The organism is Kitasatospora sp. NPDC101183, assembly GCF_044767945.1.
GTDB lineage: Bacteria > Actinomycetota > Actinomycetes > Streptomycetales > Streptomycetaceae > Kitasatospora.
The window spans coordinates 97,696-119,411 of sequence record NZ_JBIWOW010000024.1; the positions used below are offsets into that span (position 1 = coordinate 97,696).

22 protein-coding genes are annotated in these 21,716 nt (G+C 72.6%); 16 read left to right on the top strand and 6 right to left on the bottom strand.

The window, feature by feature from the left end:
* Window positions 1–138 precede the first annotated feature (138 nt).
* Window positions 139–1,284: an MBL fold metallo-hydrolase gene (locus ACIRRS_RS29400; protein WP_402976834.1), complete on the bottom strand. Its 1,146-nt coding sequence runs from the start codon at window positions 1,282–1,284 to the stop codon at window positions 139–141.
* Between the two features lie 313 nt (window positions 1,285–1,597).
* Here ACIRRS_RS29400 and fabG point away from each other — a divergent pair, with 313 nt between their 5' ends.
* Both fabG and fabI read left to right on the top strand, forming a co-directional pair.
* A complete protein-coding gene (gene fabG, locus ACIRRS_RS29405) occupies window positions 1,598–2,317 on the top strand; it encodes a 3-oxoacyl-[acyl-carrier-protein] reductase (RefSeq protein ID WP_402976837.1) in 720 nt (239 codons plus the stop codon).
* Window positions 2,318–2,319: 2 nt separating this feature from the next.
* Entirely contained in the window at window positions 2,320–3,087 is a 768-nt protein-coding gene (gene fabI, locus ACIRRS_RS29410) for an enoyl-ACP reductase FabI (protein WP_402976840.1), read from the top strand.
* A 73-nt stretch (window positions 3,088–3,160) separates the two neighbouring features.
* Here the strand turns inward: fabI and ACIRRS_RS29415 are convergent, their stop codons facing one another.
* Window positions 3,161–3,838 carry a FadR/GntR family transcriptional regulator gene (locus ACIRRS_RS29415; protein ID WP_402976843.1) on the bottom strand — a complete coding sequence of 226 codons (678 nt, stop codon included), beginning with the start codon at window positions 3,836–3,838 and terminating at the stop codon, window positions 3,161–3,163.
* A gap of 127 nt (window positions 3,839–3,965) precedes the next feature.
* Between ACIRRS_RS29415 and ACIRRS_RS29420 the strand changes: the two genes are divergently transcribed.
* The 3 genes from ACIRRS_RS29420 to ACIRRS_RS29430 all read left to right on the top strand — a co-directional run bounded on the left by ACIRRS_RS29420 (window position 3,966) and on the right by ACIRRS_RS29430 (window position 6,064).
* Window positions 3,966–5,252: a CynX/NimT family MFS transporter gene (locus ACIRRS_RS29420; RefSeq protein WP_402976846.1), complete on the top strand. Its 1,287-nt coding sequence runs from the start codon at window positions 3,966–3,968 to the stop codon at window positions 5,250–5,252.
* Window positions 5,253–5,308: 56 nt separating this feature from the next.
* Window positions 5,309–5,431: an SGM_5486 family transporter-associated protein gene (locus ACIRRS_RS29425; protein WP_402976849.1), complete on the top strand. Its 123-nt coding sequence runs from the start codon at window positions 5,309–5,311 to the stop codon at window positions 5,429–5,431.
* Between the two features lie 105 nt (window positions 5,432–5,536).
* Window positions 5,537–6,064 carry a SixA phosphatase family protein gene (locus tag ACIRRS_RS29430; RefSeq protein ID WP_402976852.1) on the top strand — a complete coding sequence of 176 codons (528 nt, stop codon included), beginning with the start codon at window positions 5,537–5,539 and terminating at the stop codon, window positions 6,062–6,064.
* Between the two features lie 117 nt (window positions 6,065–6,181).
* Here the strand turns inward: ACIRRS_RS29430 and serB are convergent, their stop codons facing one another.
* Entirely contained in the window at window positions 6,182–7,438 is a 1,257-nt protein-coding gene (gene serB, locus ACIRRS_RS29435; RefSeq protein ID WP_402976855.1) for a phosphoserine phosphatase SerB, read from the bottom strand.
* Window positions 7,439–7,739: 301 nt separating this feature from the next.
* Here serB and ACIRRS_RS29440 point away from each other — a divergent pair, with 301 nt between their 5' ends.
* From ACIRRS_RS29440 to ACIRRS_RS29450, 3 genes are all read left to right on the top strand, one after another.
* Window positions 7,740–10,262 carry an FHA domain-containing protein gene (locus tag ACIRRS_RS29440; RefSeq protein ID WP_402976858.1) on the top strand — a complete coding sequence of 841 codons (2,523 nt, stop codon included), beginning with the start codon at window positions 7,740–7,742 and terminating at the stop codon, window positions 10,260–10,262.
* A gap of 264 nt (window positions 10,263–10,526) precedes the next feature.
* Window positions 10,527–11,624, top strand: a complete 1,098-nt coding sequence (locus ACIRRS_RS29445) for a GAF domain-containing sensor histidine kinase (RefSeq protein WP_402976908.1) — start codon at window positions 10,527–10,529, stop codon at window positions 11,622–11,624.
* On the top strand, window positions 11,617–12,273 hold the full coding sequence (locus tag ACIRRS_RS29450) for a response regulator (protein ID WP_402976861.1): 657 nt from the start codon (window positions 11,617–11,619) through the stop codon (window positions 12,271–12,273). The genes ACIRRS_RS29445 and ACIRRS_RS29450 overlap by 8 nt, the downstream gene beginning before the upstream one ends.
* Window positions 12,274–12,281: 8 nt before the next feature.
* On the opposite strand, the gene ACIRRS_RS29455 is transcribed toward ACIRRS_RS29450, so the two are convergent.
* On the bottom strand, window positions 12,282–13,085 hold the full coding sequence (locus ACIRRS_RS29455) for a hypothetical protein (protein ID WP_402976864.1): 804 nt from the start codon (window positions 13,083–13,085) through the stop codon (window positions 12,282–12,284).
* A 148-nt stretch (window positions 13,086–13,233) separates the two neighbouring features.
* Between ACIRRS_RS29455 and ACIRRS_RS29460 the strand changes: the two genes are divergently transcribed.
* The 7 genes from ACIRRS_RS29460 to ACIRRS_RS29490 all read left to right on the top strand — a co-directional run bounded on the left by ACIRRS_RS29460 (window position 13,234) and on the right by ACIRRS_RS29490 (window position 19,093).
* On the top strand, window positions 13,234–14,025 hold the full coding sequence (locus tag ACIRRS_RS29460) for an ABC transporter ATP-binding protein (protein WP_402976867.1): 792 nt from the start codon (window positions 13,234–13,236) through the stop codon (window positions 14,023–14,025).
* Window positions 14,026–14,132: 107 nt separating this feature from the next.
* Entirely contained in the window at window positions 14,133–14,555 is a 423-nt protein-coding gene (locus tag ACIRRS_RS29465; RefSeq protein WP_402976870.1) for an NfeD family protein, read from the top strand.
* A gap of 10 nt (window positions 14,556–14,565) precedes the next feature.
* Window positions 14,566–15,618 (top strand): SPFH domain-containing protein, encoded by a 1,053-nt coding sequence (locus tag ACIRRS_RS29470; RefSeq protein WP_402976872.1) that lies wholly within the window; start codon window positions 14,566–14,568, stop codon window positions 15,616–15,618.
* A 174-nt stretch (window positions 15,619–15,792) separates the two neighbouring features.
* Entirely contained in the window at window positions 15,793–16,551 is a 759-nt protein-coding gene (locus tag ACIRRS_RS29475) for a sulfite exporter TauE/SafE family protein (RefSeq protein WP_402976875.1), read from the top strand.
* Between the two features lie 68 nt (window positions 16,552–16,619).
* Window positions 16,620–16,799, top strand: coding sequence for a DUF1272 domain-containing protein (locus tag ACIRRS_RS29480; protein ID WP_402976878.1), 180 nt, complete (start codon window positions 16,620–16,622; stop codon window positions 16,797–16,799).
* 34 nt (window positions 16,800–16,833) lie between these two features.
* The gene (locus ACIRRS_RS29485; protein WP_402976881.1) at window positions 16,834–17,136 is read left to right on the top strand and encodes a 4a-hydroxytetrahydrobiopterin dehydratase; all 303 of its coding nucleotides are present in this window, start codon (window positions 16,834–16,836) and stop codon (window positions 17,134–17,136) included.
* Window positions 17,137–17,266: 130 nt separating this feature from the next.
* Window positions 17,267–19,093, top strand: coding sequence for a PQQ-binding-like beta-propeller repeat protein (locus tag ACIRRS_RS29490; RefSeq protein WP_402976884.1), 1,827 nt, complete (start codon window positions 17,267–17,269; stop codon window positions 19,091–19,093).
* Between the two features lie 25 nt (window positions 19,094–19,118).
* Here the strand turns inward: ACIRRS_RS29490 and ACIRRS_RS29495 are convergent, their stop codons facing one another.
* Complete coding sequence (locus ACIRRS_RS29495) at window positions 19,119–19,655, bottom strand: HNH endonuclease (protein ID WP_402976887.1); 537 nt, start codon at window positions 19,653–19,655, stop codon at window positions 19,119–19,121.
* A 338-nt stretch (window positions 19,656–19,993) separates the two neighbouring features.
* On the opposite strand from ACIRRS_RS29495, the gene tyrS reads away from it, so the two are divergent.
* Window positions 19,994–21,262: a tyrosine--tRNA ligase gene (gene tyrS, locus ACIRRS_RS29500; protein WP_402976911.1), complete on the top strand. Its 1,269-nt coding sequence runs from the start codon at window positions 19,994–19,996 to the stop codon at window positions 21,260–21,262.
* Window positions 21,263–21,488: 226 nt separating this feature from the next.
* Here the strand turns inward: tyrS and ACIRRS_RS29505 are convergent.
* On the bottom strand, window positions 21,489–21,716 hold a 228-nt coding region (locus tag ACIRRS_RS29505; protein WP_402976890.1), incomplete at its 5' end, for a hypothetical protein.

Below are 21,716 nucleotides of genomic sequence, written 5' to 3' on the forward strand. Positions count from 1 at the left end.
TCGGATCAGGCCGCGGCGTTGGGGTGCGTGCATCGCAAGGCGGAGGAGGGAGCCACTGCGGAGCATTGGCGACCGACGACAACGCGGCGAGGTGCGTGCCCCGGCGTCGCGGACCCGGCAAAGATCCGCAAGACACGCCTAAAAGACGGTCTCCCACCAGCCGTCCAGCTCCGGGGGGTTGTCGACGTCGACGCGCTCGCCGGGGCGGGGGACGGCCAGCGGGACGGCCTGCGCCTTGGCCTCCTTGAGGAGGCGCTCGACCGGCTCGGCCCACGGGTGCAGGCCCAGGTTGAAGGTGCACCAGTGCACGGGGACGAGCAGGCCGCCGCCCAGGTCGCGGTGGGCGAGGACGGCGTCCTCGGGGGTCATGTGGATGTCGGCCCAGGCGGCGTCGTACGCGCCGATCTGCACCAGCGAGGCGTCGAAGGGGCCGTGCTGCTCTCCGATGCGGGCGTAGCCCTCGAAGTAGCCGGAGTCCCCGGTGTAGAAGACCTTGCGGGAGGGGCCGGCGATCACCCAGGAGCCCCAGAGGGTGGTGTTGCGGGTCAGGCCGCGGCCGGAGAAGTGGTGGGCCGAGGTGAGGGTGAGGACCAGCTCGCCCAGGGTGCAGGTCTCGTCCCAGTCCAGCTCGATGATGCGGTGCTCGGGCACGCCCCAGCGGCGCAGGTGGCCGCCGATGCCCAGCGGCACGGCGAAGGGCGCGGACTGGCTGCGGACCAGGCGCTTGACGGTGGCCATGTCGAGGTGGTCGTAGTGGTCGTGCGAGATCAGCACGGCGTCGACCGCCGGGAGCTCCTCCAGCTCGACGGGCACCGGGTGGAGCCGCTTGGGGCCGACGTGGGCGGCGGGGGAGCAGCGGTCGCTCCAGATCGGGTCGAGCAGCACCCGGAAGCCCTCCAGCTCCACCAGTGCGGAGGCGTGCCCGTACCAGGTGATCCGCACGCCCTGCCCGGCCGGGCCGTCCTCGGGGGCGGGGCGGACGGTGGGCACCGGGTGCGCGGGGACGCGGCCCTCGCGCTCGAACAGCATCCGGCGGGCGGTGGCGCCGTCGAAGCCGGGGGCGCCGGAGGTGCGGGCGAGCGTGGAGGGCGCGTTGTGGAAGACGCCGTCGCGGTACTGCGGCGACTCGCGGACCCTGTCCTCGCGCTCGGCGTCCGGCCGCCGCCCGAACGCCGCCGGCAGGTCGCGCAGCGACCAGGCGGCCGCGCCGAGGCCCGCCGCGAGGGCGGCCAGGGCCAGTCGTCGTCCGCGCCGGGGGGTGCTTCCGGGCCGTGCCTTGCTCATGGGCGCTGCCTTCATCGCTCGCCGGGACGCCTCGGGGACGGTACGGCCGGTCCCGGGTCGTTCCGCACCACGGGGGCAACGGGCGTCCCGTCCCTGTTGTTCCCGACAGTCGCCTGCGGCAAGGACGCTCCTGGAGACCGTGCCGGGAGCGTGTGCGGGAAGGGCGCGGGGCGGGCGCGGATTGTCGGATTGCGACAGTTCCGCAGGTGCGGCGCTGTCGGAGCCCGATTCGTCGACGCCGCCGGGCGCCCGATAGCGTCACAGGGCGTACGCATTCCGCCGTACGCGCTGACACACGGGAAGAGGTGGATCGTTGAGCCGCTCGGTTCTCGTCACCGGAGGAAACCGGGGCATCGGCCTCGCGATCGCCCAGGCCTTCGCCGAAGCCGGCGACAAGGTCGCCATCACCAGCCGTTCCGGCGAGGTGCCGGAGTCGCTGGCCAAGTACGACGTCCTCGCGGTGCGCTGCGACATCACGGACGCCGCCCAGGTCGACGCCGCCTTCACCGAGATCGAGGCGAAGCACGGCGCGGTCGAGGTGCTGGTCGCCAACGCGGGCATCACCAACGACACCCTGCTGCTGCGCATGTCCGAGGAGGACTTCACCTCCGTCCTGGACACCAACCTGACCGGCACGTTCCGGGTGGTCAAGCGCGCCTCCAAGCTGATGATGCGCGCCAAGAAGGGCCGCGTCGTCCTGATCTCGTCGGTCGTGGGCCTGTCCGGCTCGCCGGGCCAGGCGAACTACGCCGCCTCCAAGGCCGGCCTGGTCGGCTTCGCCCGGTCGCTGGCGCGCGAGCTCGGCCCGCGCAACATCACCGTCAACGTGGTCGCCCCCGGCTTCGTGGACACCGACATGACCGCCGTGCTCAGCGACGAGCGCCGCAAGGAGATCGTCTCGGGCGTGCCGCTGGGCCGCTACGCGGCGCCCTCCGAGGTCGCCTCGACCGTGCGGTTCCTCGGTTCGGACGAGGCCGCGTACATCACCGGAGCCGTCATCCCCGTGGACGGCGGATTGGGCATGGGTCACTGAGCATGAGTGGAATCCTCGAGGGCAAGCGCATCCTCATCACGGGTGTGCTGATGGAGTCCTCCATCGCCTTCCACACCGCCAGGCTGGCGCAGGAGCAGGGCGCGGAGATCATCCTCACCGCCTGGCCGCGCCCGAGCCTGACCGAGCGCGTCGCCCGGAAGCTGCCCAAGCCCGTCAAGGTGCTGGAGCTGGACGTCTCCAACCCGGAGCACCTGGACCGCCTGGCCGACCAGGTCCGCGAGGTCCTGCCGACCCTGGACGGCATCGTCCACTCGATCGGCTTCGCCCCGCAGGACGCGCTCGGCGGCAACTTCCTGGACACCCCGTGGGAGTCCGTGGCCACCGCCATGAACGTCTCGGCGTACTCGCTGAAGTCGCTGACCACGGCGCTGCTGCCGCTGATGCAGGACGGCGGCTCCGTCGTCGGCCTGACCTTCGACGCGCAGTTCGCCTGGCCGCAGTACGACTGGATGGGCCCGGCCAAGGCCGCCCTGGAGTCGACCAACCGCTACCTGGCCCGCTACCTGGGCCCGCGCGACATCCGCTGCAACCTGGTCTCGGCCGGTCCGATCGGCTCGATGGCCGCCAAGTCCATCCCGGGCTTCACCGAGCTGGCCGACACCTGGAACCAGCGCTCCCCGCTCAAGTGGGACCTGAGCGACCCGGAGCCGGCCGGCCGCGCCATCGTCGCGCTGCTGTCGGAGTGGTTCCCGAAGACCACCGGCGAGATCGTCCACGTGGACGGCGGCCTGCACGCCATCGGCGCCTGACGCCCGCGTCCGTACATCCGAACGCCCGGCACCCCTTCTCGGGGGGCCGGGCGTTCGGGCGTTCCTGTGCGGCCTACGCGGCGTCGGCGGCCGAGCAGGCGCCGATGGCCCGGCCGGCCTCCACGGAGGCGCGCGGGGCGTCGCCGCCGCGGATGGCGTCCAGGATGGCGGCGTGCCCGATGTAGCGCTCCTCGATCAGCTCGGGGCCGACGTCGTTGCGCAGGTGCTCGCGGGTGACCTCGCCGAGGTCGGCGTAGACGGCGAGCAGCACGTCGTTGTGGGCGGCGGCGACCACGGCCTGGTGGAAGGCGGCGTCGGCCTGGACGAAGGACTCGGCGTCCCCCGAGTGCCAGGCGCTCTCGCGGCGGGCGAGGGTGGCGTCCAGCAGGGCGAGGTCCCGCTCGGTGCGCCGCTCGGCGGCGAGGCCGGCGGCGGACATCTCCAGCGTGGCCCGCAGCTCGGCGACCTGGGCCTGGTCGGCGTCGGCGAAGCGGCGGTGCATGACCCCGGCCAGCTCGCTGGTGGCGAGGACGTACGTGCCGGAACCCTGCCGGATGTCCAGCAGCCCGTTGTGGGCGAGGGCGCGGACGGCCTCGCGGACGGTGTTGCGGGCCACGCCCAGCTGTTCGACCAGGGCCGCCTCGGTGGGGATGCGCGAGCCGACCGGCCACTCGCCGGAGGTGATCTGGGCGCGCAGCTGGGCGATCACCTGGTCGGACAGCGGGGTGCGCCTCGGGGAGGACAGCGCCACGGGGGTCTCCTTGCGGCTCTACGGCGTGGGTGGGGTCCGGGCCGGATGTGTCCGGAGCATGAACGGTCGGCACATCATGCCAATACTGAGGTGCATCAATTCATCCCATCATTCTATGATGGCTCCCATGCCTCCCGCAGCAGACATCTCCGCCTCCCCCCGACACGAGGCCCAGCCGCAGACCGAGCGGCCGTCCGGCCCCGCCGCGAAGTACGGCGTCTGGCTCTTCGCGATCGCCATCGCCGCCGCCGCGTTCAACCTGCGCCCCGTGGTCACCAGCCTTGGGCCGCTGCTCGACCAGGTCCGCGCCGACCTCGGGATGAACCCGACCCTGGCCGGGCTGCTCACCGCCGTCCCCTCGCTCTGCTTCGGCGTGTTCGGCTTCGCCGCGCCCGCCATGGCCCGCCGGATCGGCCCGATCGCCGTGGTCACCGCAGGGATGGGCGCGATCACCGCCGGCGTGCTGGCCCGCTCCTTCGCCGGCGGCACCGCCGTCTTCCTGCTGCTCACGGCGCTCGCGCTGGCCGGTGTGGCCGTCTCCAACGTGCTGCTGCCCGTGGTGATCAAGCGGTACTTCCCCGACAGGGTCGGGCCGATGATCGGCCTGTACTCGATGGCGCTGTCCGCCGGCACCGCGCTGGCCGCCGCCGTCACCGTCCCGCTGACCAGCTCCCTCGGCGGCGACTGGCGCTACGGCCTCGGCGTCTGGGCGGCGCTGGGCGCGGTCGCCCTGCTGCTCTGGCTGTCGGTGATGTTCTCCCGCCGCGAGCGCGGGGAGAAGGCCGCCGGCTCGGCCGCCCCGGTGAAGCTGCCGATCACCCGCAGTCGTACGGCCTGGGCGCTGGCCTGCTTCTTCGGCCTCCAGGCCACCGGCGCGTACGTGGTGATGGGCTGGCTGCCGAAGATCTTCCAGGACTCGGGCATCGACAAGGGCACCTCCGGGGTGCTGCTCGCCGTCACCATGGTGATCGGCGTGCCGGTCTCCTTCGTGCTGCCCAACCTGGCCGCCCGGCGCGGGGACCAGCGGCTGTTCGTGGTGGTGCTCGCCTCCTGCGGCATCGTCGGGTACGCGGGCCTCGCGCTCGCCCCGGCCGGGCTGCCGTGGGTGTGGGCCGTCCTGGTGGGCCTGTCCAACTGCGCGTTCCCGCTGGTGCTGACGATGATCGGCCTGCGCGCCCGGACAGCCGGCGGGGTGGCGCAGCTGTCCGCCTTCTCCCAGGGCGTCGGCTACCTGATCTCCATCCCCGGCCCGATCCTGATCGGCCGGATCTACCAGACCACCGGCGAGTGGTACTGGCCGCTGGGCTTCCTGGCGCTGCTGCTCGTCCCGCAGATGCTGTTCGGCCTGCGGGCGGCGATGGCCCGGCACATCGAGGACGAGGCCGTGCACCCGGCGGCGCGGGTCAAGGCCTGACCAAGGCGGCGGGGGCGGGCGCGGACGGGCGTGTTCGGGGTGCGAGAATCCCGGACATGCCCGTTCTCGACCCCAACCCCACCGACGGCCGCAAGCAGCTCGGCCGCATCGCCCTCGCCTTCGCCGGCATCGTCGTCGTGGTGGCGATCATCGCCTCCGTCGCCGCCGCGATCGGCTGACCCGCCGCCCCTCGGAGTGCCGACGACGGCACCCCCGCCGTACCGGAGTGACGGCAACGGGCAGCATCGCGCCCCCCGGCGGCTTTTCTGCCAAGCTTGCTGGGTATGAGCTCCGACACGCCCCGCAGGATCATCGTTCTCCGCCACGCCAAGGCCGACTGGCCCAACGGCGTGGACGACCACGAGCGGCCGTTGGCCGACCGGGGCCGTCACCAGGCCCCGGAAGCCGGCCGCTGGATGGCCGACTCCGGCATCAACCCCGACTTCGTGCTCTGCTCCACCGCCCTGCGCACCCGGGAGACCTGGAAGCTGGCCGTGCACGAGCTCCCCAAGCGGGCCCGCAGGACCGTCTACGAGGACCGGATCTACGAGGCCAGCCCGGGCGAGATCATCGCCGTCCTGCAGGAGGTCCCGGAGGAGTACGCGGACGTGGTGCTGGTGGGCCACAACCCGGGCGTGCTCGGCCTGACCCAGGTGCTCGCCGGGGACGAGGGCGACCGCGACGCGCTGGAGCGCCTGCGCCTGGGCGGCTTCCCGACCTCGGCGGTCGCCGTGCTCAGCTTCGACGGCTCCTGGAAGGGCGTGGAGCCGGGCGTGGCCGCGCTGGTCTCGTACCACACGCCGCAGGACTGACCCCCTCGACGATCAGGGGCGTGGGGGGGCGGCGCCCCCCCCCCCGGCCCGCCCCCCCCCCCCGGCCCCCGGGGGGGGGGGCCCGCCCCCCACGCCCCTTCGTCGCCTCCGTACGCGTCACTCGGTCGGGGTGCCGTCCAGGGCGTCCGCCGCCTCGACCTCCTCGCGGGTGATGCCCAGCAGGTAGAGCACCGTGTCCAGGAACGGCACGTTCACCGCCGTGTCCGCGGCCTCCCGCACCACCGGCTTGGCGTTGAACGCCACCCCCAGGCCCGCCGCGTTCAGCATGTCCAGGTCGTTGGCGCCGTCGCCGATCGCCACCGTCTGCGACAGCGGCACCCGCGCCTGCTCGGCGAAGCGCGCCAGCCAGCGGGCCTTGCCGGCCCGGTCCACGATCTCGCCGACCACCCGGCCGGTGAACTTCCCGTCCACCACCTCCAGGGTGTTGGCCGCCGCGAAGTCCAGCCCCAGCTCCTCCACCAGGTGGTCGGTGACCTGGGTGAACCCGCCCGACACCACCGCCACCTGGAAGCCCAGGCGCCGCAGCGTACGGACGAGGGTGCGCGCGCCCGGCGTGAAGCGGACCTCCTTGCGCACCTGCTCCGTCACCGAGGCGTCCAGCCCGGCCAGCAGCGCGACCCGCGCCCGCAGCGACTCCGCGAAGTCCAGCTCCCCGGCCATCGCCGCGGCCGTCACCCGGGCGACCTCCGCCTCGCAGCCCGCGTGGGCGGCGAACAGCTCGATCACCTCGTCCTGGATGAGCGTGGAGTCCACGTCCATCACCACCAGCCGCTTGGCCCGGCGCTCCAGACCCGCCGACACCACCGCCACGTCCACCCGCTGGGTCGCCGCCTCCGCCGCCAGCTCGGCCCGCAGCTCGGCGGTGGCCACACCCGAGACCGCCAACTCCACGGCCGTCACCGGGTACTTGGCGAGGCGGAAGACACGGTCGATGTTGCCGCCCGATGCGGTGATCCGCGAGGTCAGCGCGGAGACGGCGGCGGAGGTCAGCGGACTGCCGAGCACCGTCACGTGCGAACGGCCCTCCCGGCGGGGCCGGTTGTCGCCGATGCCGGACAGGATCTCGGCCTGGAGCTTCTGCTCCTCCGCCCAGCGGTGCACGGTGGCCCGCAGGCCGCCCTCCGCGCCGGGCGCGGACGGAGGGGTGACCAGGGCGCACAGGGTGATGCGGCCCCGGGTCACGACCTGCTCGATGTCGATGACGTCGACGCCGAAACCGGCCAGCGTCGCGAAGAGTCCGGCGGTGATGCCGGGGCGGTCCTTGCCGAACACCTTGACGAGCAGGGTGCGCTCGTCCGCGGTCCGGGGCTGGGCGGCGGGGAGGGGCTCAGCGGCCAGGGGCGATGCGTTCATGGTGGCTCCCACGCTACCCGCCGGCCGGCGGCCGCAGGGCACCCGTCCCACCTCGCGGACGGGCTCCCCGCGCCGAAGGGGCGCGCCGGTGCCGAAAGGGAGCGCCGGCCGTCGGCACCGGGTCAGGAGCGCCCCGGAGGCGGGCGGGCGACGAAATGGGTAGCAGGCTGGTCACAGTCACCCGGGGCGACTTTCGTCCGAGGTCGGCGGGCTGGAATGATTCCCCCGTCAGATTCAGGACATTGCACCCCCGGCCGGGGGCGCGAATTCGGGGGAACCGAGAGAGCGGGGCAGGCGAGCAGTGCCGCAACTCGTCATCGAGATCAACGGACAGCAGCGGACTCTGGAGCCGGGGCGGTCCTACACCATCGGGCGCAACCCGCAGTCGGACTTCACGTTCGACGACGCGAGGGTCTCCTGGCAGCACGGAACCATCGGCTTCGACGGCAACGGCTGGCAGCTGGACGACCACGGGAGCACCAACGGCACGTACGTGGCCGGCGCCCGCACCCTTCAGGCCCGGCTGTACCCCGGAGCGGTGGTCAACCTGGGCAACCCGGAGAACGGCCCCCGGCTCGGCTTCTCCGCCCCCGTGCAGGTCGCCGCCCCGCAGGCCGTCCCCGTGCACGAGGCCACCACCAACCGTGGGCCCGTCCCGACGCCGCAGGCGCCGTACCCGCCCCAGTACCAGGCGCAGTACCCGGCGCCGCCCGTGCAGCAGTACCCGCCGCAGGGCGTGCCGCACCAGGGCTTCCCGCCGCCGCAGCCCGCGGACGGAGGCAGCGGCGGGCCGCAGCCGACCATCATCCGCAACCTGACGGCCGCCATGCGCACCATCCGCATCGGCCGCGCGCTCGACAACGACATCGTGGTCTCCGACCTCCAGGTCTCCCGCCACCACGCCGAGCTGCGCCAGCTGCCCGACGGCCGCTTCGAGTTCGTCGACCTCGGCAGCCACAACGGCATCTTCCTCAACGGCCAGCGGGTGCAGCGTCAGCTCGTCGGCGCCCAGGACCGCCTGACCGTCGGCCACTCCAGCTTCGTCCTCGTCGGGGACCAGCTCCAGGAGTTCGTCGACAACGGCGCCGTCTCCTTCTCCGCCCGCCACCTGACCGTCGAGGTCGAGCACAAGGGCGGCAAGAAGATCCTCCTCAACGACGTCAGCTTCGGCGTCCCCGAGAAGTCCCTCGTCGCCGTCATCGGCCCCTCCGGCTCCGGCAAGTCCACGCTGCTGCGCGCCCTCACCGGCTACCGCCCGGCCGACCGCGGCGAGGTCCTCTACGACGGCCGCAACCTCTACAAGCAGTTCGCCGAACTGCGCTCCCGCATCGGCCTGGTGCCGCAGTCGGAGATCCTGCACCGCGAACTCGCCGTCCGGAAGGCCCTCAAGTACGCGGCCCAGCTGCGCTTCCCCGGCGACACCGAGGCGAGCGAGCGCGCCGCCCGCATCGACGAGGTGCTGTACGAGCTGCGCCTCGACAAGCGCGCCGACAACAAGATCACCGCGCTCTCCGGCGGCCAGCAGAAGCGCGTCTCCGTCGCGCTGGAGCTGCTCACCAAGCCCTCGCTGATCTTCCTGGACGAGCCCACCTCCGGCCTCGACCCGGGCATGGACCGCGAGGTGATGCAGATGCTGCGCAACCTCGCCGACGCCGACGACGGCCGCACCATCCTGGTCGTCACCCACTCCGTGGCCGAACTCGCGCTCTGCGACCGGCTGCTGGTGATGGCGCCGGGCGGCTCGGTGGCCTACTTCGGCCCGCCGGACGAGGCGCTGCACTTCTTCGGGTACGAGACCTGGGCGGACGTCTTCCAGGCCTTCGAGAACTACCCGGACCACGACTGGGCCGGCCGCTACCGCGGCTCGGTGCACTACCAGCAGTACTCCGCCCCGACCGTCGAGGCGGGCGAGGTCCAGCACGTCCAGGTCTCCCAGGAGGCCGTCAAGCCGGTCAAGCCCCAGAGCTGGGGCTCCCAGCTGTGGACGCTGATGCGCCGCTACATGTCGGTGCTCGCCTCCGACCGGGGCTTCCTCGCGCTGTCCGTCCTGCTGCCCGCCGTCATCGGCGCCGTCAGCGTGCTCGTGCCCAACGAGCCGGGGCTCGCGCCCAACCCGAAGACCCAGCTGCACCTCAACAGCGGCGCCGCGACGATCCTGATGATCCTCGCCATCGGCGCCTGCTTCTCGGGGGCGGCCAACTCGGTGCGCGAACTCATCAAGGAACGCGCGATCTACGAACGGGAACGGGCCACCGGGCTCTCCCGCTCGGCGTACATGATGTCCAAGGTCATCGTGCTGGGCGTGTTCAGCGTGATCCAGGGCGCCATCATCTCCGCCGTCGGCTTCCTGCCGCGCAAGCTGCCCGAGCACGGCGGCCTGCTGGTGGAGAACACGCCGCTCATCGAGATGACCATCGGCATGATCCTGCTCAGCTTCACCGCGATGATGTTCGGCCTGATGATCTCGGCCCTGGTCAAGACCAGCGAGAAGACCATGCCGCTGCTGGTCATGTTCGCCATCGTCCAGGTCGTCTTCACCGGCTGCCTCTTCCAGATCTTCTCCAAGCCGGGCCTGGAGCAGGTCGCCTGGCTGATGCCCGCCCGCTGGGGCACCGGCATCGTCGCCACCACGCTCGACCTGTCCAAGCTGATGGGGCCCTGGAACAAGGACTTCCAGAACCCGAAGTACGACCCGCTCTGGCACCACAGCGTCCTGCAGTGGGTGGTCGACGCCGGCGCGCTGATCGTCATCTCCATCCTCATCGGGATGCTCGTCACCCGGCTCCAGCGCCGGCACGAGCCCGAGGTCATGCAGAAGGGCTGAGGCCCCCACGCTCCAGGGCGGCTCCCCCGTACGTACGGGGGAGCCGCCCTGCGGCGTTTTTTCACGGGGCCCTCGGACCTAGGTCCGAGGGCCCGCGACCGCACCGGCCCCGGACGGACGCGGACGGCCGTGCGGCGGCGGTAGTTTGGCCGTATGCCCAGCACCCCCGGCGACCACCCTGGCGACCACCGCCCCACCCCCGGCGACCGGCCCGGCTGCGACCCCCTCGGCGGGATCGAGGCCGTCAGCCGGGCGCTGCTCGCGATGAGCCGCCACCTGGAGGTCCGCGAGGTGCTGCGCCGCATCACCGCCTCCGCCCGCGAACTGCTCGGCGCCGAGTACGCCGCCCTCGGCGTGCCCGACGACCACGGCGGCTTCGCCCAGTTCGTCGTCGACGGCGTCACCGACGAGCAGTGGCGCGCCATCGGCCCGCTGCCCCGCCAGCACGGCGTGCTCGCCAAGATGCTCCACGAGACCGGCCCCACCCGCCTCGCGGACGTCCGCAAGGCCCCCGCCTTCGAAGGCTGGCCCGCCGCGCACCCCGAGATGGACGCCTTCCTCGGCATGCCGATCGTCGACTCCGAGGCCGCCGAGGACGAACCCCGCGTCACCGGCGTCATCTTCCTCGCCAACAAGCGCGGCGGCGGCCTGTTCACCGACCACGACGAGGAGCTCCTGCGCATCCTCGCCGCCCACGCCGCCCTCGCCCTCACCAACGCCCGCCTCTACGAGCGCAGCCGCGAACTCACCCTCGCCGGCGAACGCGCCCGCATCGCCCACGACCTGCACGACGCCGTCTCGCAGAAGCTCTTCTCGCTGCGCCTGACCGCCAAGGCCGCCGCCAAGCTCGTCGACCGCGACCCGGCCCGCGCCCGCGCCGAACTCGCCGAGGTCGCCCGCCTCGCCGCCGAGGCCGCCGACGAACTGCGCGCCGTCGTCGTCGAACTGCGCCCCGCCGCCCTGGAGGAGGACGGCCTCAGCGCCACCCTCGCCTCCCAGGTGCAGCTCCTCGACCGCGCCCACACCGCCGACATCGCCTACGCGGCCGACGGCGTGCGCGCCCTGCCGCCCGCCCAGGAGGCCGCCCTGCTGCGCGTCGCCCAGGAGGCCCTGCACAACGCGCTGCGCCACTCCGACGCCCGCCGCGTCACCGTCACCCTGGCCGGCACCCCCGGCCGGGGCGCCGTCCTGCGGGTGCGCGACGACGGGCGCGGCTTCGACCCCGAGTCCGTCCGCCGGGCCGGCCGCCACCTCGGCCTCGCCTCGATGCGCGACCGCGCGTCCGCCGTCGGCGGCACGCTCACCCTGGAATCCGCCCCCGGCCGGGGGACGCTCGTCGAGATGGAGGTCCCCGGTGCCTGACAGCACGCCGTCGATCCGCGTCCTGCTGGTCGACGACCACCAGGTGGTCCGCCGAGGACTGCGCACCTTCCTGGAGGTCCAGGACGACATCGAGGTGGTCGGCGAGGCCGCCGACGGCGCCGAGGGCGTCGAACGGGCCCGCGAACTCGACCCCGACGTCGTCCTGATGGACCTCAAGATGCCCGGCGTCGACGGAATCGAGGCGCTGCGCACCCTCAAGGGCGAGGGCAGCCGGGCCCGCATCCTGATCGTCACCAGCTTCACCGAGCACCGCACGATGGTCCCCGCCCTGCGGGCCGGCGCCGCCGGGTACGTCTACAAGGACGTCGACCCGGAGGCCCTGGCCGGAGCGATCCGCTCCGTCCACGCCGGCCACGTCCTGCTCCAGCCCGAACTGGCCGAGGCGCTGCTCGCCGACGACGGCCCCCGCGCCCCGCAGGGCCGGGGCGGCACCCTCACCGAGCGCGAGCGCGAGGTGCTCGGCCACATCTCCGACGGCCGCTCCAACCGGGAGATCGCCCGCAGCCTGCACCTGTCGGAGAAGACGGTGAAGACCCACGTCTCCAACATCCTGATGAAGCTGGACCTCGCCGACCGCACCCAGGCCGCCCTCTGGGCCGTCCGGCACGGCGAGGCCCGGCAGCCGTAGCCCTTTCTCTAACGCTCCTCGCGCTCGTCCACCAGGGCGTTGTACGCGGCCACCTGCGCCCGGCGCGCGGTGCGCCGCAGCGGCGCCAGCACCGACTGCCGGGCCGTCATCTCGGAGGCGCTCACCGCCGCGCCGTGCCCGTCCGAGGCGATCGCCAGCAGCGCCGACACCTGCCGCGCCGACTCCAGCACCCGGACGGCGCGCGGCGGGTAGCCCGGCGCCAGCAGCTCGGCGTCGCCCCGGCGGCGGTACGCCTCCAGCGCGCGCAGCGCCCCCGGGCCCGCGCCCGCCACGTCCAGGCGGGTCAGCAGCAGCGTCGCCTCGCGCAGCCCGTCCGCCAGCTCCCGCTCGGCCTCGTGCAGCGAGGGCACGTCCGCCGGAGGGGAGTCGCCGACCTCGGCGCAGCGCCACAACACGGTGGCCGAGCGGTCCCCCTCGGGGCCGTACACCGTGATCTCCGGCACCAAGCCGAGCGGCGCGCCCACCGCGAGCACCGCCTCGCCCGCGCCCATCGCCCGCTCGTTGAACGGCGCCGGGCCGGTCAGCCCCAGCGGGTGCCCGGGGGAGGGCAGGGCCAGGCGCAGGCCCTTCACGCCCAGCACCCGCAGGCGGCCCAGCGCCCAGGTGAGCGCGTGCAGCTCGCCCGGAGCGTCCCCGGGGAGGCCGGTCACCCGGTGGTTCTCGTCGGCGCCCAGGACGGCCGCGGCGGCGTCGTCCGGCGACGCCAGCCCGGCCAGCAGGGCGTTGCCCCAGGCGGTCAGCCGCCCCGAACGGGGCTCTTCGTACGGATTGTCGGCAGGTGTCGCGAGCATCCGGCCAGCCTACGGAATCGGCGGTCATCCGCGTGGCGTAGGTTTGCCCATGCGCGTGCGGCGCACCCACCCCGTGCCCACCGGCTGCCGGGGCGGGAGGGCCGACCGCATCGACGGCCGAGATTTCTGTTTTGGGGAAGGCGTGGGCATGAGCGACGTGCTGGAGCTGGTGGACGTATCCGTGGTCCGGGAGGGGCGCGCGCTGGTCGACCAGGTCTCGTGGTCCATCTCCGAGGGTGAGCGCTGGGTCATCCTGGGCCCGAACGGCGCCGGCAAGACCACCCTGCTGCAGATCGCCTCCTCGTACCTCTTCCCGACCTCGGGCAAGGTGTCGGTGCTCGGCGAGCAGCTCGGCGAGATCGACGTCTTCGAGCTGCGCTCCCGGATCGGCCTGGCCGGCGCCTCGATGTTCGACAAGCTCCCCGCCGAGCAGACCGTCCTGCAGACCGTGCTCACCGCCGCGTACGGCATGACCGTCAGCTGGCAGGAGACCTACGAGCAGTCCGACGAGGGCCGCGCCCTCGCCCTGCTCGACCGCATGGGCATGGCCGGGCTGACCGCCCGCAAGTTCGGCACCCTCTCCGAGGGCGAGCGCAAGCGCACCCTGATCGCCCGCGCCCTGATGACCGACCCCGAGCTGCTGCTGCTCGACGAGCCCGCCGCCGGCCTGGACCTCGGCGGCCGCGAGGACCTGGTGCGCCGGCTCGGCGCCCTCGCCCAGGACGAGTTCGCCCCAGCCATGGCGATGGTCACCCACCACGTCGAGGAGATCGCCCCCGGCTTCACCCACGTCCTGATGATCCGGCAGGGCAAGGTCCTCACCGCGGGCCCGATCGACACCGAGCTGACCGCCCGCAACCTCTCCAAGTGCTTCGGTCTGCCGCTGACGCTGGAGCGCCACGGCGACCGCTGGTCGGCCCAGGGCCTCCCTCTGGGATAGCCCTTTCGGGGCCGTCGTGGGAACCGGTCGCACGCGCGACCGGTTTCCGCCCCTCGACCTGCGGGAACTGTCCGCCTCGAAGGCCCTTGGATCCCTAGGATGGTCGTGTGGACAGCTGGATCGTGTGGCTCTTGATCGCCGGGGTGCTCGGCATACCGCTGGTGCTCACCGCCGTGCCCGAGTTCCTGCTGTTCGCGATCGGTGCGCTCGCCGCCGCCGGTGTGGCCGCGCTCGGCGGGGGAGTGGTCCTGCAGACCGCCGGTTTCCTGGTGGTCTCCGTCGCCATGGTGGCCTTCGTCCGCCCGATCGCCTACCGGCAGCTGCAGAAGGGCCCGCACGTCAAGATGGGGATCGAGGCGCTCCAGGGCGCCACCGCGGTCGTCGCGGAAACCGTCGACGGGGAGGGCGGCCGGATCAAGCTCAACGGCGAGATCTGGTCGGCCCGCGCGCTCCACCCGGACCAGGTCTACGAGCCCGGGCAGCAGGTCGACGTCGTCGAAATCCAGGGCGCGACCGCCCTGGTCGTCTAGGGGAGAGTCCGTGGAACCCGTCCTTATCGTTTTGGTCGTCCTGGTCGTGGTGGCCTTCATCGCGCTGATCAAGACGATCCAGGTCATCCCTCAGGCCAGCGCCGCGATCGTGGAGCGCTTCGGCCGCTACACCCGGACGCTCAACGCGGGCCTGAACATCGTCGTGCCGTTCATCGACCGCGTCCGCAACCGCATCGACCTGCGCGAGCAGGTCGTGCCGTTCCCGCCGCAGCCGGTGATCACCCAGGACAACCTGGTCGTCAACATCGACACCGTCATCTACTACCAGGTGACCGACCCCCGCGCCGCCACGTACGAGGTCGCCAGCTACATCCAGGCCATCGAGCAGCTCACCGTCACCACGCTGCGCAACATCATCGGCTCGATGGACCTCGAGTCCACCCTGACCTCCCGCGAGGTCATCAACGCCGGCCTGCGCGGCGTCCTGGACGAGGCCACCGGCAAGTGGGGCATCCGCGTCAACCGCGTCGAGCTCAAGGCGATCGAGCCGCCGACCTCCATCCAGGACTCGATGGAGAAGCAGATGCGCGCCGAGCGGGACAAGCGTGCCGCGATCCTCACCGCCGAGGGCCAGCGGCAGTCACAGATCCTCAGGGCCGAGGGTGAGAAGCAGGCCGACGTGCTCAAGGCCGAGGGTGAGGCCCAGGCCGCGGTGCTCCGCGCCGACGGTGAGGCGGCCGCCATCCGTACGGTCTTCGAGGCCATCCACGACGGCAACCCCGACCAGAAGCTGCTCGCCTACCAGTACCTCCAGACCCTGCCCGAGCTGGCCAAGGGTGACGCCAACAAGCTGTGGATCATCCCCAGCGAGGTCGGCGACGCGCTCAAGGGCCTCGGCGGCGCCTTCGGCGGCATGACCGGCAACGGCGGCGGGATGAACGGCGGGGCCGTCGCGGCGCCGACCGTTCCGGCCGTGCCCCCGGCGGCCACCCAGGTCCCGATCGACCCGGCGGCCGGGCCGCGCCCGGTGGACGTGGAGAAGGGCTCCGCCCGCCCCCGGGTGGACCCGACCCGGGAGTACCCGAAGATCGACCCGCAGTGATCGCCCGCTGATCTCCGCCGAGTCCCGTCGAGGGCCCGCTGCCGTACGGACGGCAGCGGGCCCTCGGCCGTGTGGCGTACGTCCCGAATGGCGGGCGGCCCTGGTCCGGCCGCCGGGCCGTCCGGCATGATCGCCACCGGCAGGATCGGACAGGGGCAAGAGGAGGGGTGACCCATGACGCTCTGGGAGGCCGTCGCCGTACTGGTGGCCGGCGTCGGGGCCGGGATGATCAACGTGATCGTCGGCTCGGGCACGCTGATCACCTTCCCGGTGCTGCTCGCCGTCGGCATCCCGCCGGTCACCGCCAACGTCTCCAACTCCTTCGGCCTGGTGCCCGGCTCGCTCAGCGGCGTGATCGGCTACCGCCGCGAACTGGTCGGCCAGGGCCGCCGACTGCTGCGCCTGGGCATCGCCACGACGCTCGGCTCGCTGGTCGGCGCGGTGCTGCTGACCAAGCTGCCCAAGGGCGCCTTCGACGCGATCGTCCCGGCGCTGATCCTGCTCGCGCTGGTGCTGGTGGTGATCCAGCCGAGGGTCGCCAAGGCCGTCGCCGCCCGCCGCCGCTCCGACGGGGACCCGGACGGCGGCTGGGTGCTGACCGTCGGGATCTTCCTGACCGGCATCTACGGCGGCTACTTCGGCGCCGCGCAGGGCGTCCTGATGCTGGCGCTGATGGGGATGCTGCTCCAGGAGGACCTCCAGCGGATCAACGGGGTGAAGAACGCGCTGGCGATGATCGTCAACGGCGTCGCCGCGCTGTTCTTCCTGTTCACCGCGACGGTGAACTGGACGGCGGCCGGGCTGATCGCGGTCGGCTCGCTGGTCGGCGGGCTACTGGGTGCGAAGATCGGCCGCAAGCTGTCGCCGGTGGTGCTGCGCGGGGTGATCGTGGTGGTCGGCCTGGTCGCCGTCACCAAGCTGCTGCTGAGCTGAGCGCACATGAGCTGAACGCATGCGTACTGAACTCACATGTGATGATGGGGAATTCGGAGGATCTCGGAATGGCGCTGGAGATGCGAGAGGTCTGCGAGCGGTGCGAGGTGTCGCTCACCGCGGACGGCCCGGCCTCGATATGTTCGTACGAGTGCACCTTCTGCACGGACTGCACCGAGGCGATGGCCGCCGGCTGCCCCAACTGCGGCGGCGAACTCGTCGCCCGTCCGCGCCGGAAGGCCGCCTGACCCCGAGGACAGCACGTTGCATGGGAGCGAACCGATGGGCGGTAGGGACCTGGTGGACGAGGACGGGATCGCGGCGGCCCTGGCGGGCCTGCCGCACTGGACCCGCGAGGGCGGGAGCATCTCGCGCAGCGCCGACGCCCGCGACTTCCCGGCGGCGATCCGGGTCGTGGTCGCCGTCGCCGAGCAGGCCGAGGCGCTGGACCACCACCCGGACATCGACATCCGCTGGCGGACGCTGCGCTTCGTTCTCTCCACGCACAGCGCGGGCGGGCTCACGGCCCTGGACTTCACGCTCGCCGCGCGCATCGACGAGGCGCTGGCCGCCGAGTCCGCCTGATCCCGGCCGTTCCCGCCGATCCCGGCTGATCCTGCCTGATCCCGGCTGATCCCGGCGGGGTCGCTGTTCGGGCCGTCGTGAGATGCTGACCACCGCAATCGGCAGGCAGCGGCTCGGAGGGACGGAACGGATGGCGCAGGAGCCCTTCGGAGACGCCCACGCCGGGCAGCAGCAGCCCTGGTACCCGCAGGAGCCGCAGCAGCAGGCCCAGCAGCCGCAGCAGGACTGGGGCTACTACCCGCAGCAGCCCGGCTGGGACGGGTACGCGCAGCCGCAGGGCGGGTACTACGAGCAGCAGGGCACCGGCGGGTACGGGCCGACGGGGTACGCCGAGGGCGGGTACGTCCAGGAGCAGTACTACCAGCCGTACCAGGAGCCGGAGCCGGACGGCATCTACGTTCCGGAGGGCGCCGCGTACTCGGCGGACGGGTACGTGCAGCCGCTCGCTGTGGAGCCGGAGCCGGACACGGAGCCGATGTCGGAGGCCGAGGCCGGGGCCGAGGTCGTCGCGGAGCCGGTCGCCGAGGCGCCCGCCCGTTCCTCCCGGGCCGCCGCCCGGCGCGGGGCCGAGGGCCGTACGGGCTCCTCGTCCTCCTCGCTGGCGGCCAAGGCCAAGGCGGCCCGCGACAAGGTGCTGACCGGCGAGCACGTGCCGAGCCGCAAGGCGCTGCTGGTGCGCGCCGGAGCCGGGGCCGCCGCGCTCGCGGTGCTGGTCGCCGCCGGGCTGATGGTCGGCATCGAGGGCGACGGCGGCAAGGCCGCGGCCGACAGCGGCGGCGAGCCCGGCTTCTCCGTGGCGCACTCCCGGGTCTGGGCCGCGCAGCCCGCCGCGGCCGTCCAGCCGGGCGCCGACGACACCCTGGTCGGCAGCTGGCTGCTGGCCGACGCGGTGGTGCGGGCCGACGCCTCCGGCGTGCACGCCTACGACCGCACGGCCGGCAAGCCGACCTGGTCGGTGGAGCCTCCGGCCGCCGGGGCCGTCCCCTGCGGGCTGTCGGCGGGCGTGAACCAGGCCGGACTCGGCGCGGCGCTCTTCCGGCCCCAGGCCGACCCCAAGAGCCCGTGCACCCTGGTCGCCGCCGTGGACACCAAGACCGGCAAGACCGCCTGGACGAAGAACGTCTCGGACGCCAAGGGCGCGTACACTGCGCGGGTCGGCGTCACCGAGGACAAGGTGATCGCGGTCGGGGACGACCGGGCGATCGCCTGGGAGTCGGCGGACGGCAAGGACGTCTGGCAGTACACCGGGCAGGGCAAGTTCTGCACGCTCTCCGGAGGCGTCACCGGCAAGACCGTGATGGTCGCCTCCACCTGCGCGGACTCCACCCCCGGCGCCCAGGCAGTCGCGCTCAACACGGCTGACGGCAAGGTGAGTTGGTGGCGGGGCCTCAACAACCAGCCGAAGACCGTCACGGTGCTCTCGGCCGAGCCCGCCGTGGTGCTCACCACCGGCGCCAAGCCCGAGGACGACCGGGTGTTCGCCTGGGGCGCCGCCGGGGACCCGGCCGCCGAGATCCCGGTGATCGCGGACGGCGGCCGGCTGGACGTCGCCCACGGCGCCTTCTCGGCCACGCCCGAGGTGTTCTTCCAGGACCGCACGCTCGTCGCCGCCGTCAGCCCGACCGCCCCCGGCGGGCCGGTGTCCGTGGCCGGGTACGACCTGGACACCGGCAAGCAGCGCTGGAAGACGGCGGCCGGGGCCAAGGGCGCCGCCCGGGTGGTCGGCCTGGACGGCGGCGCCGTGGTGCTGGCCGTGGACGAGCGCCGCGACCAGCCCGCCCACCTCAGCAGGTTCCCGATGGCCGGCGGCCAGGAGGCGACCGGCGGGAACTTCCCGGCCGGGACGGGCTCGCTGCTGGTCTCCGGGCGGGTGCTGATCGGCGGTGGGCAGGTGGTCGTGGTGCCCGAGCACGCGGGCAACTTCGGCACGGCGGCGGGCTACCAGGCCAAGGGCTGACCGGGCTCCCCGCTCCCCGCGTCCGTCAGGCGGCCGGGACGGTCTCCGGGAAGCCCGGCACGGCCGGCAGCCAGTCGGCGAGCTCCCGGGCCTCCGCGCCGCGCAGGCCGAGCGCCAGCATCAGCGTCGCCTGCGGCGTCGGCACGAACGGCCGGCGCAGCAGCCGCATCCCCGCCTGCTCGGGCGTGCGGTCGGCCTTGCGCTGGTTGTCCTCCGCGCAGGCGGCCACCGTGTTCATCCAACTGTCCTCGCCACCACGGGACTTCGGGTGCAGGTGGTCCACCGTCGTGGCCCTGCGCCCGCAGTAGGCGCACAGGTGCTGGTCCCTGGCCAGGACACCACGCCTCGACCACGGGGCCTGTTGTCGGAACGGCACCCTCACGTACCTCTGCAGTCTGATCACCCGGGGTACCGGGACGCTGACGCCCGTGCCCCTGATCGAGCGCAACGGATGCGCCTGCTCCACCACCGCCTTGTCCTGGAGCACCAGGACGACGGCGCGCTGGAGCGACACCGTCGTCAGGGGCTCGTAGCTCGCGTTCAGAACCAGCGTGTTGCGCACTCGGCACACCCTTCCCACGGGCGTGCCACGGCGGCACGACCGTCTCCACACACGTCACTGCCGCCGCGCGGCGGCGAAACCACTCTGACCGGGCACGCAGCCGACGAACAACGGAATTTCCGGTATCGGGCAGGCGCCCGGAGGGGCGCTCGGGTCGCAGAGGGGGCGCATCGGCTCCCGCGCACGCGGCCGGACGGGGAGCCGTGCGGGAGCGCCCTCGGGGGAAATCCGCTGGCCGGAACCGCGTAGGCTCTATCAGGCTGGAGTCGTACCGACCCGGGCCCGGACCGAACCGGGCCGCAGCCGGGCGGACGCCGGATCGAAGGAGAAGCGTGACCGTGACGGACATCGTCGACGAGCTGCGGTGGCGTGGGCTGATCGCCCTGTCCACCGACGAGGACGCACTGCGCAAGGCGTTCGCGGACGGCCCGGTCACGTTCTATTGCGGCTTCGACCCGACGGCCCCGAGCCTGCACCTCGGCAACCTGGTGCAGATCCTCACCATGCGCCGCATCCAGCAGGCGGGGAACCTCCCGCTCGGCCTGGTCGGCGGCGCCACCGGGCTGATCGGGGACCCGAAGCCCACCGCCGAGCGCGTGCTCAACGACCCCGAGACGGTGGCCGGCTGGGTCGAGCGCCTGCGCGGCCAGATCTCGCGCTTCCTCGACTTCGACGGCCCCTACGCGGCGCGCATGGTCAACAACCTGGACTGGACCTCCGGGATGTCGGCCATCAGCCTGCTGCGCGACGTCGGCAAGTACTTCCGCGTGAACAACATGATCGCCAAGGAGGCCGTCGCCCGACGGCTCAACTCCGACGCGGGCATCAGCTACACCGAGTTCAGCTACCAGATCCTCCAGGGCATGGACTACCTGGAGCTGAACCGCCGCTACGGCTGCTCCCTGCAGACCGGTGGCAGCGACCAGTGGGGCAACCTCACCGCCGGCACGGACCTGATCCGCAAGGCGGACGGCAAGTCCGTGCACGCGCTGGCCACGCCGCTGATCGTCAAGGCGGACGGCACCAAGTTCGGCAAGACCGAGTCCGGCACGGTCTGGCTCGACCCCGAGCTGACCACCCCGTACGCCTTCTACCAGTTCTGGCTGAACGCGGACGACCGGGACGTCTCCACCTTCCTGCGGATCTTCAGCTTCCGCTCGAAGGAGGAGATCGAGGAGCTGGAGCGCGAGACCGCCGAGCGCCCCGCCGCCCGCCTCGCCCAGCGTGCCCTCGCCGAGGAGCTCACCACCCTCGTGCACGGCGCCGACCAGTACGAGCGTGCGGTCGCCGCCTCCAAGGCGCTCTTCGGACAGGGCGAGCTCGCCGAGCTGGAGGCCCCCACCCTGGCCGCCGCCCTGGCCGAGGTGCCCAAGGCCGAGGTGACGGAGCTCCAGTCCGTGGTCGACCTGCTGGTCGCCGTCGGCCTGTCGCCGAGCCGCTCGGCCGCCCGCCGCACGATCAAGGAGGGCGGCGCCTACCTCAACAACGTCAAGGTGACGGACGAGGAGGCGGTGCCGACCGAGGCCGACCTGCTGCACGGCCGCTGGCTCGTGCTGCGGCGCGGCAAGCGGAACCTGGCGGCGGCGGAGCTGACGTCGGCCGGCTGAGCGCCTGGCTGAGTGCTTGGCTGAGTGCTTGGCTGAAAGTAGATGCGCCCTGAACTGCGGTTCCGGGTGTTGAGGGCCGGATCTGGACAGATCCGGCCCTCAACGTTTGACGATGTCCTCCAGGTGGCCTAGTGTTGAACGAGTCGCTGGAGCGGCCACCCCCACTCAGCGCGAATCACTCTCACTACTTGTCAGCCCATGCAGATGGGTCTCGTTGGCGTTCCCGTCAACCGGTGTGAGCGTGAATTTCGGGAAAATCCCGGAATGCGCTAACGTGGTGGTCGTCGCGAAAAGCGGCCCCGGCCAGTTCGGGAAATCGGATGAATGAAACTCCGGAAAACGGAGCGGAAAACATCTGATAAGCTGGAAACACGAAAGAACGAAGCGCCCGGAGGGCCCGCTGGAAGGCGGCCTGAAGGAAGCGTCCGTTCCTTGAGAACTCAACAGCGTGCCA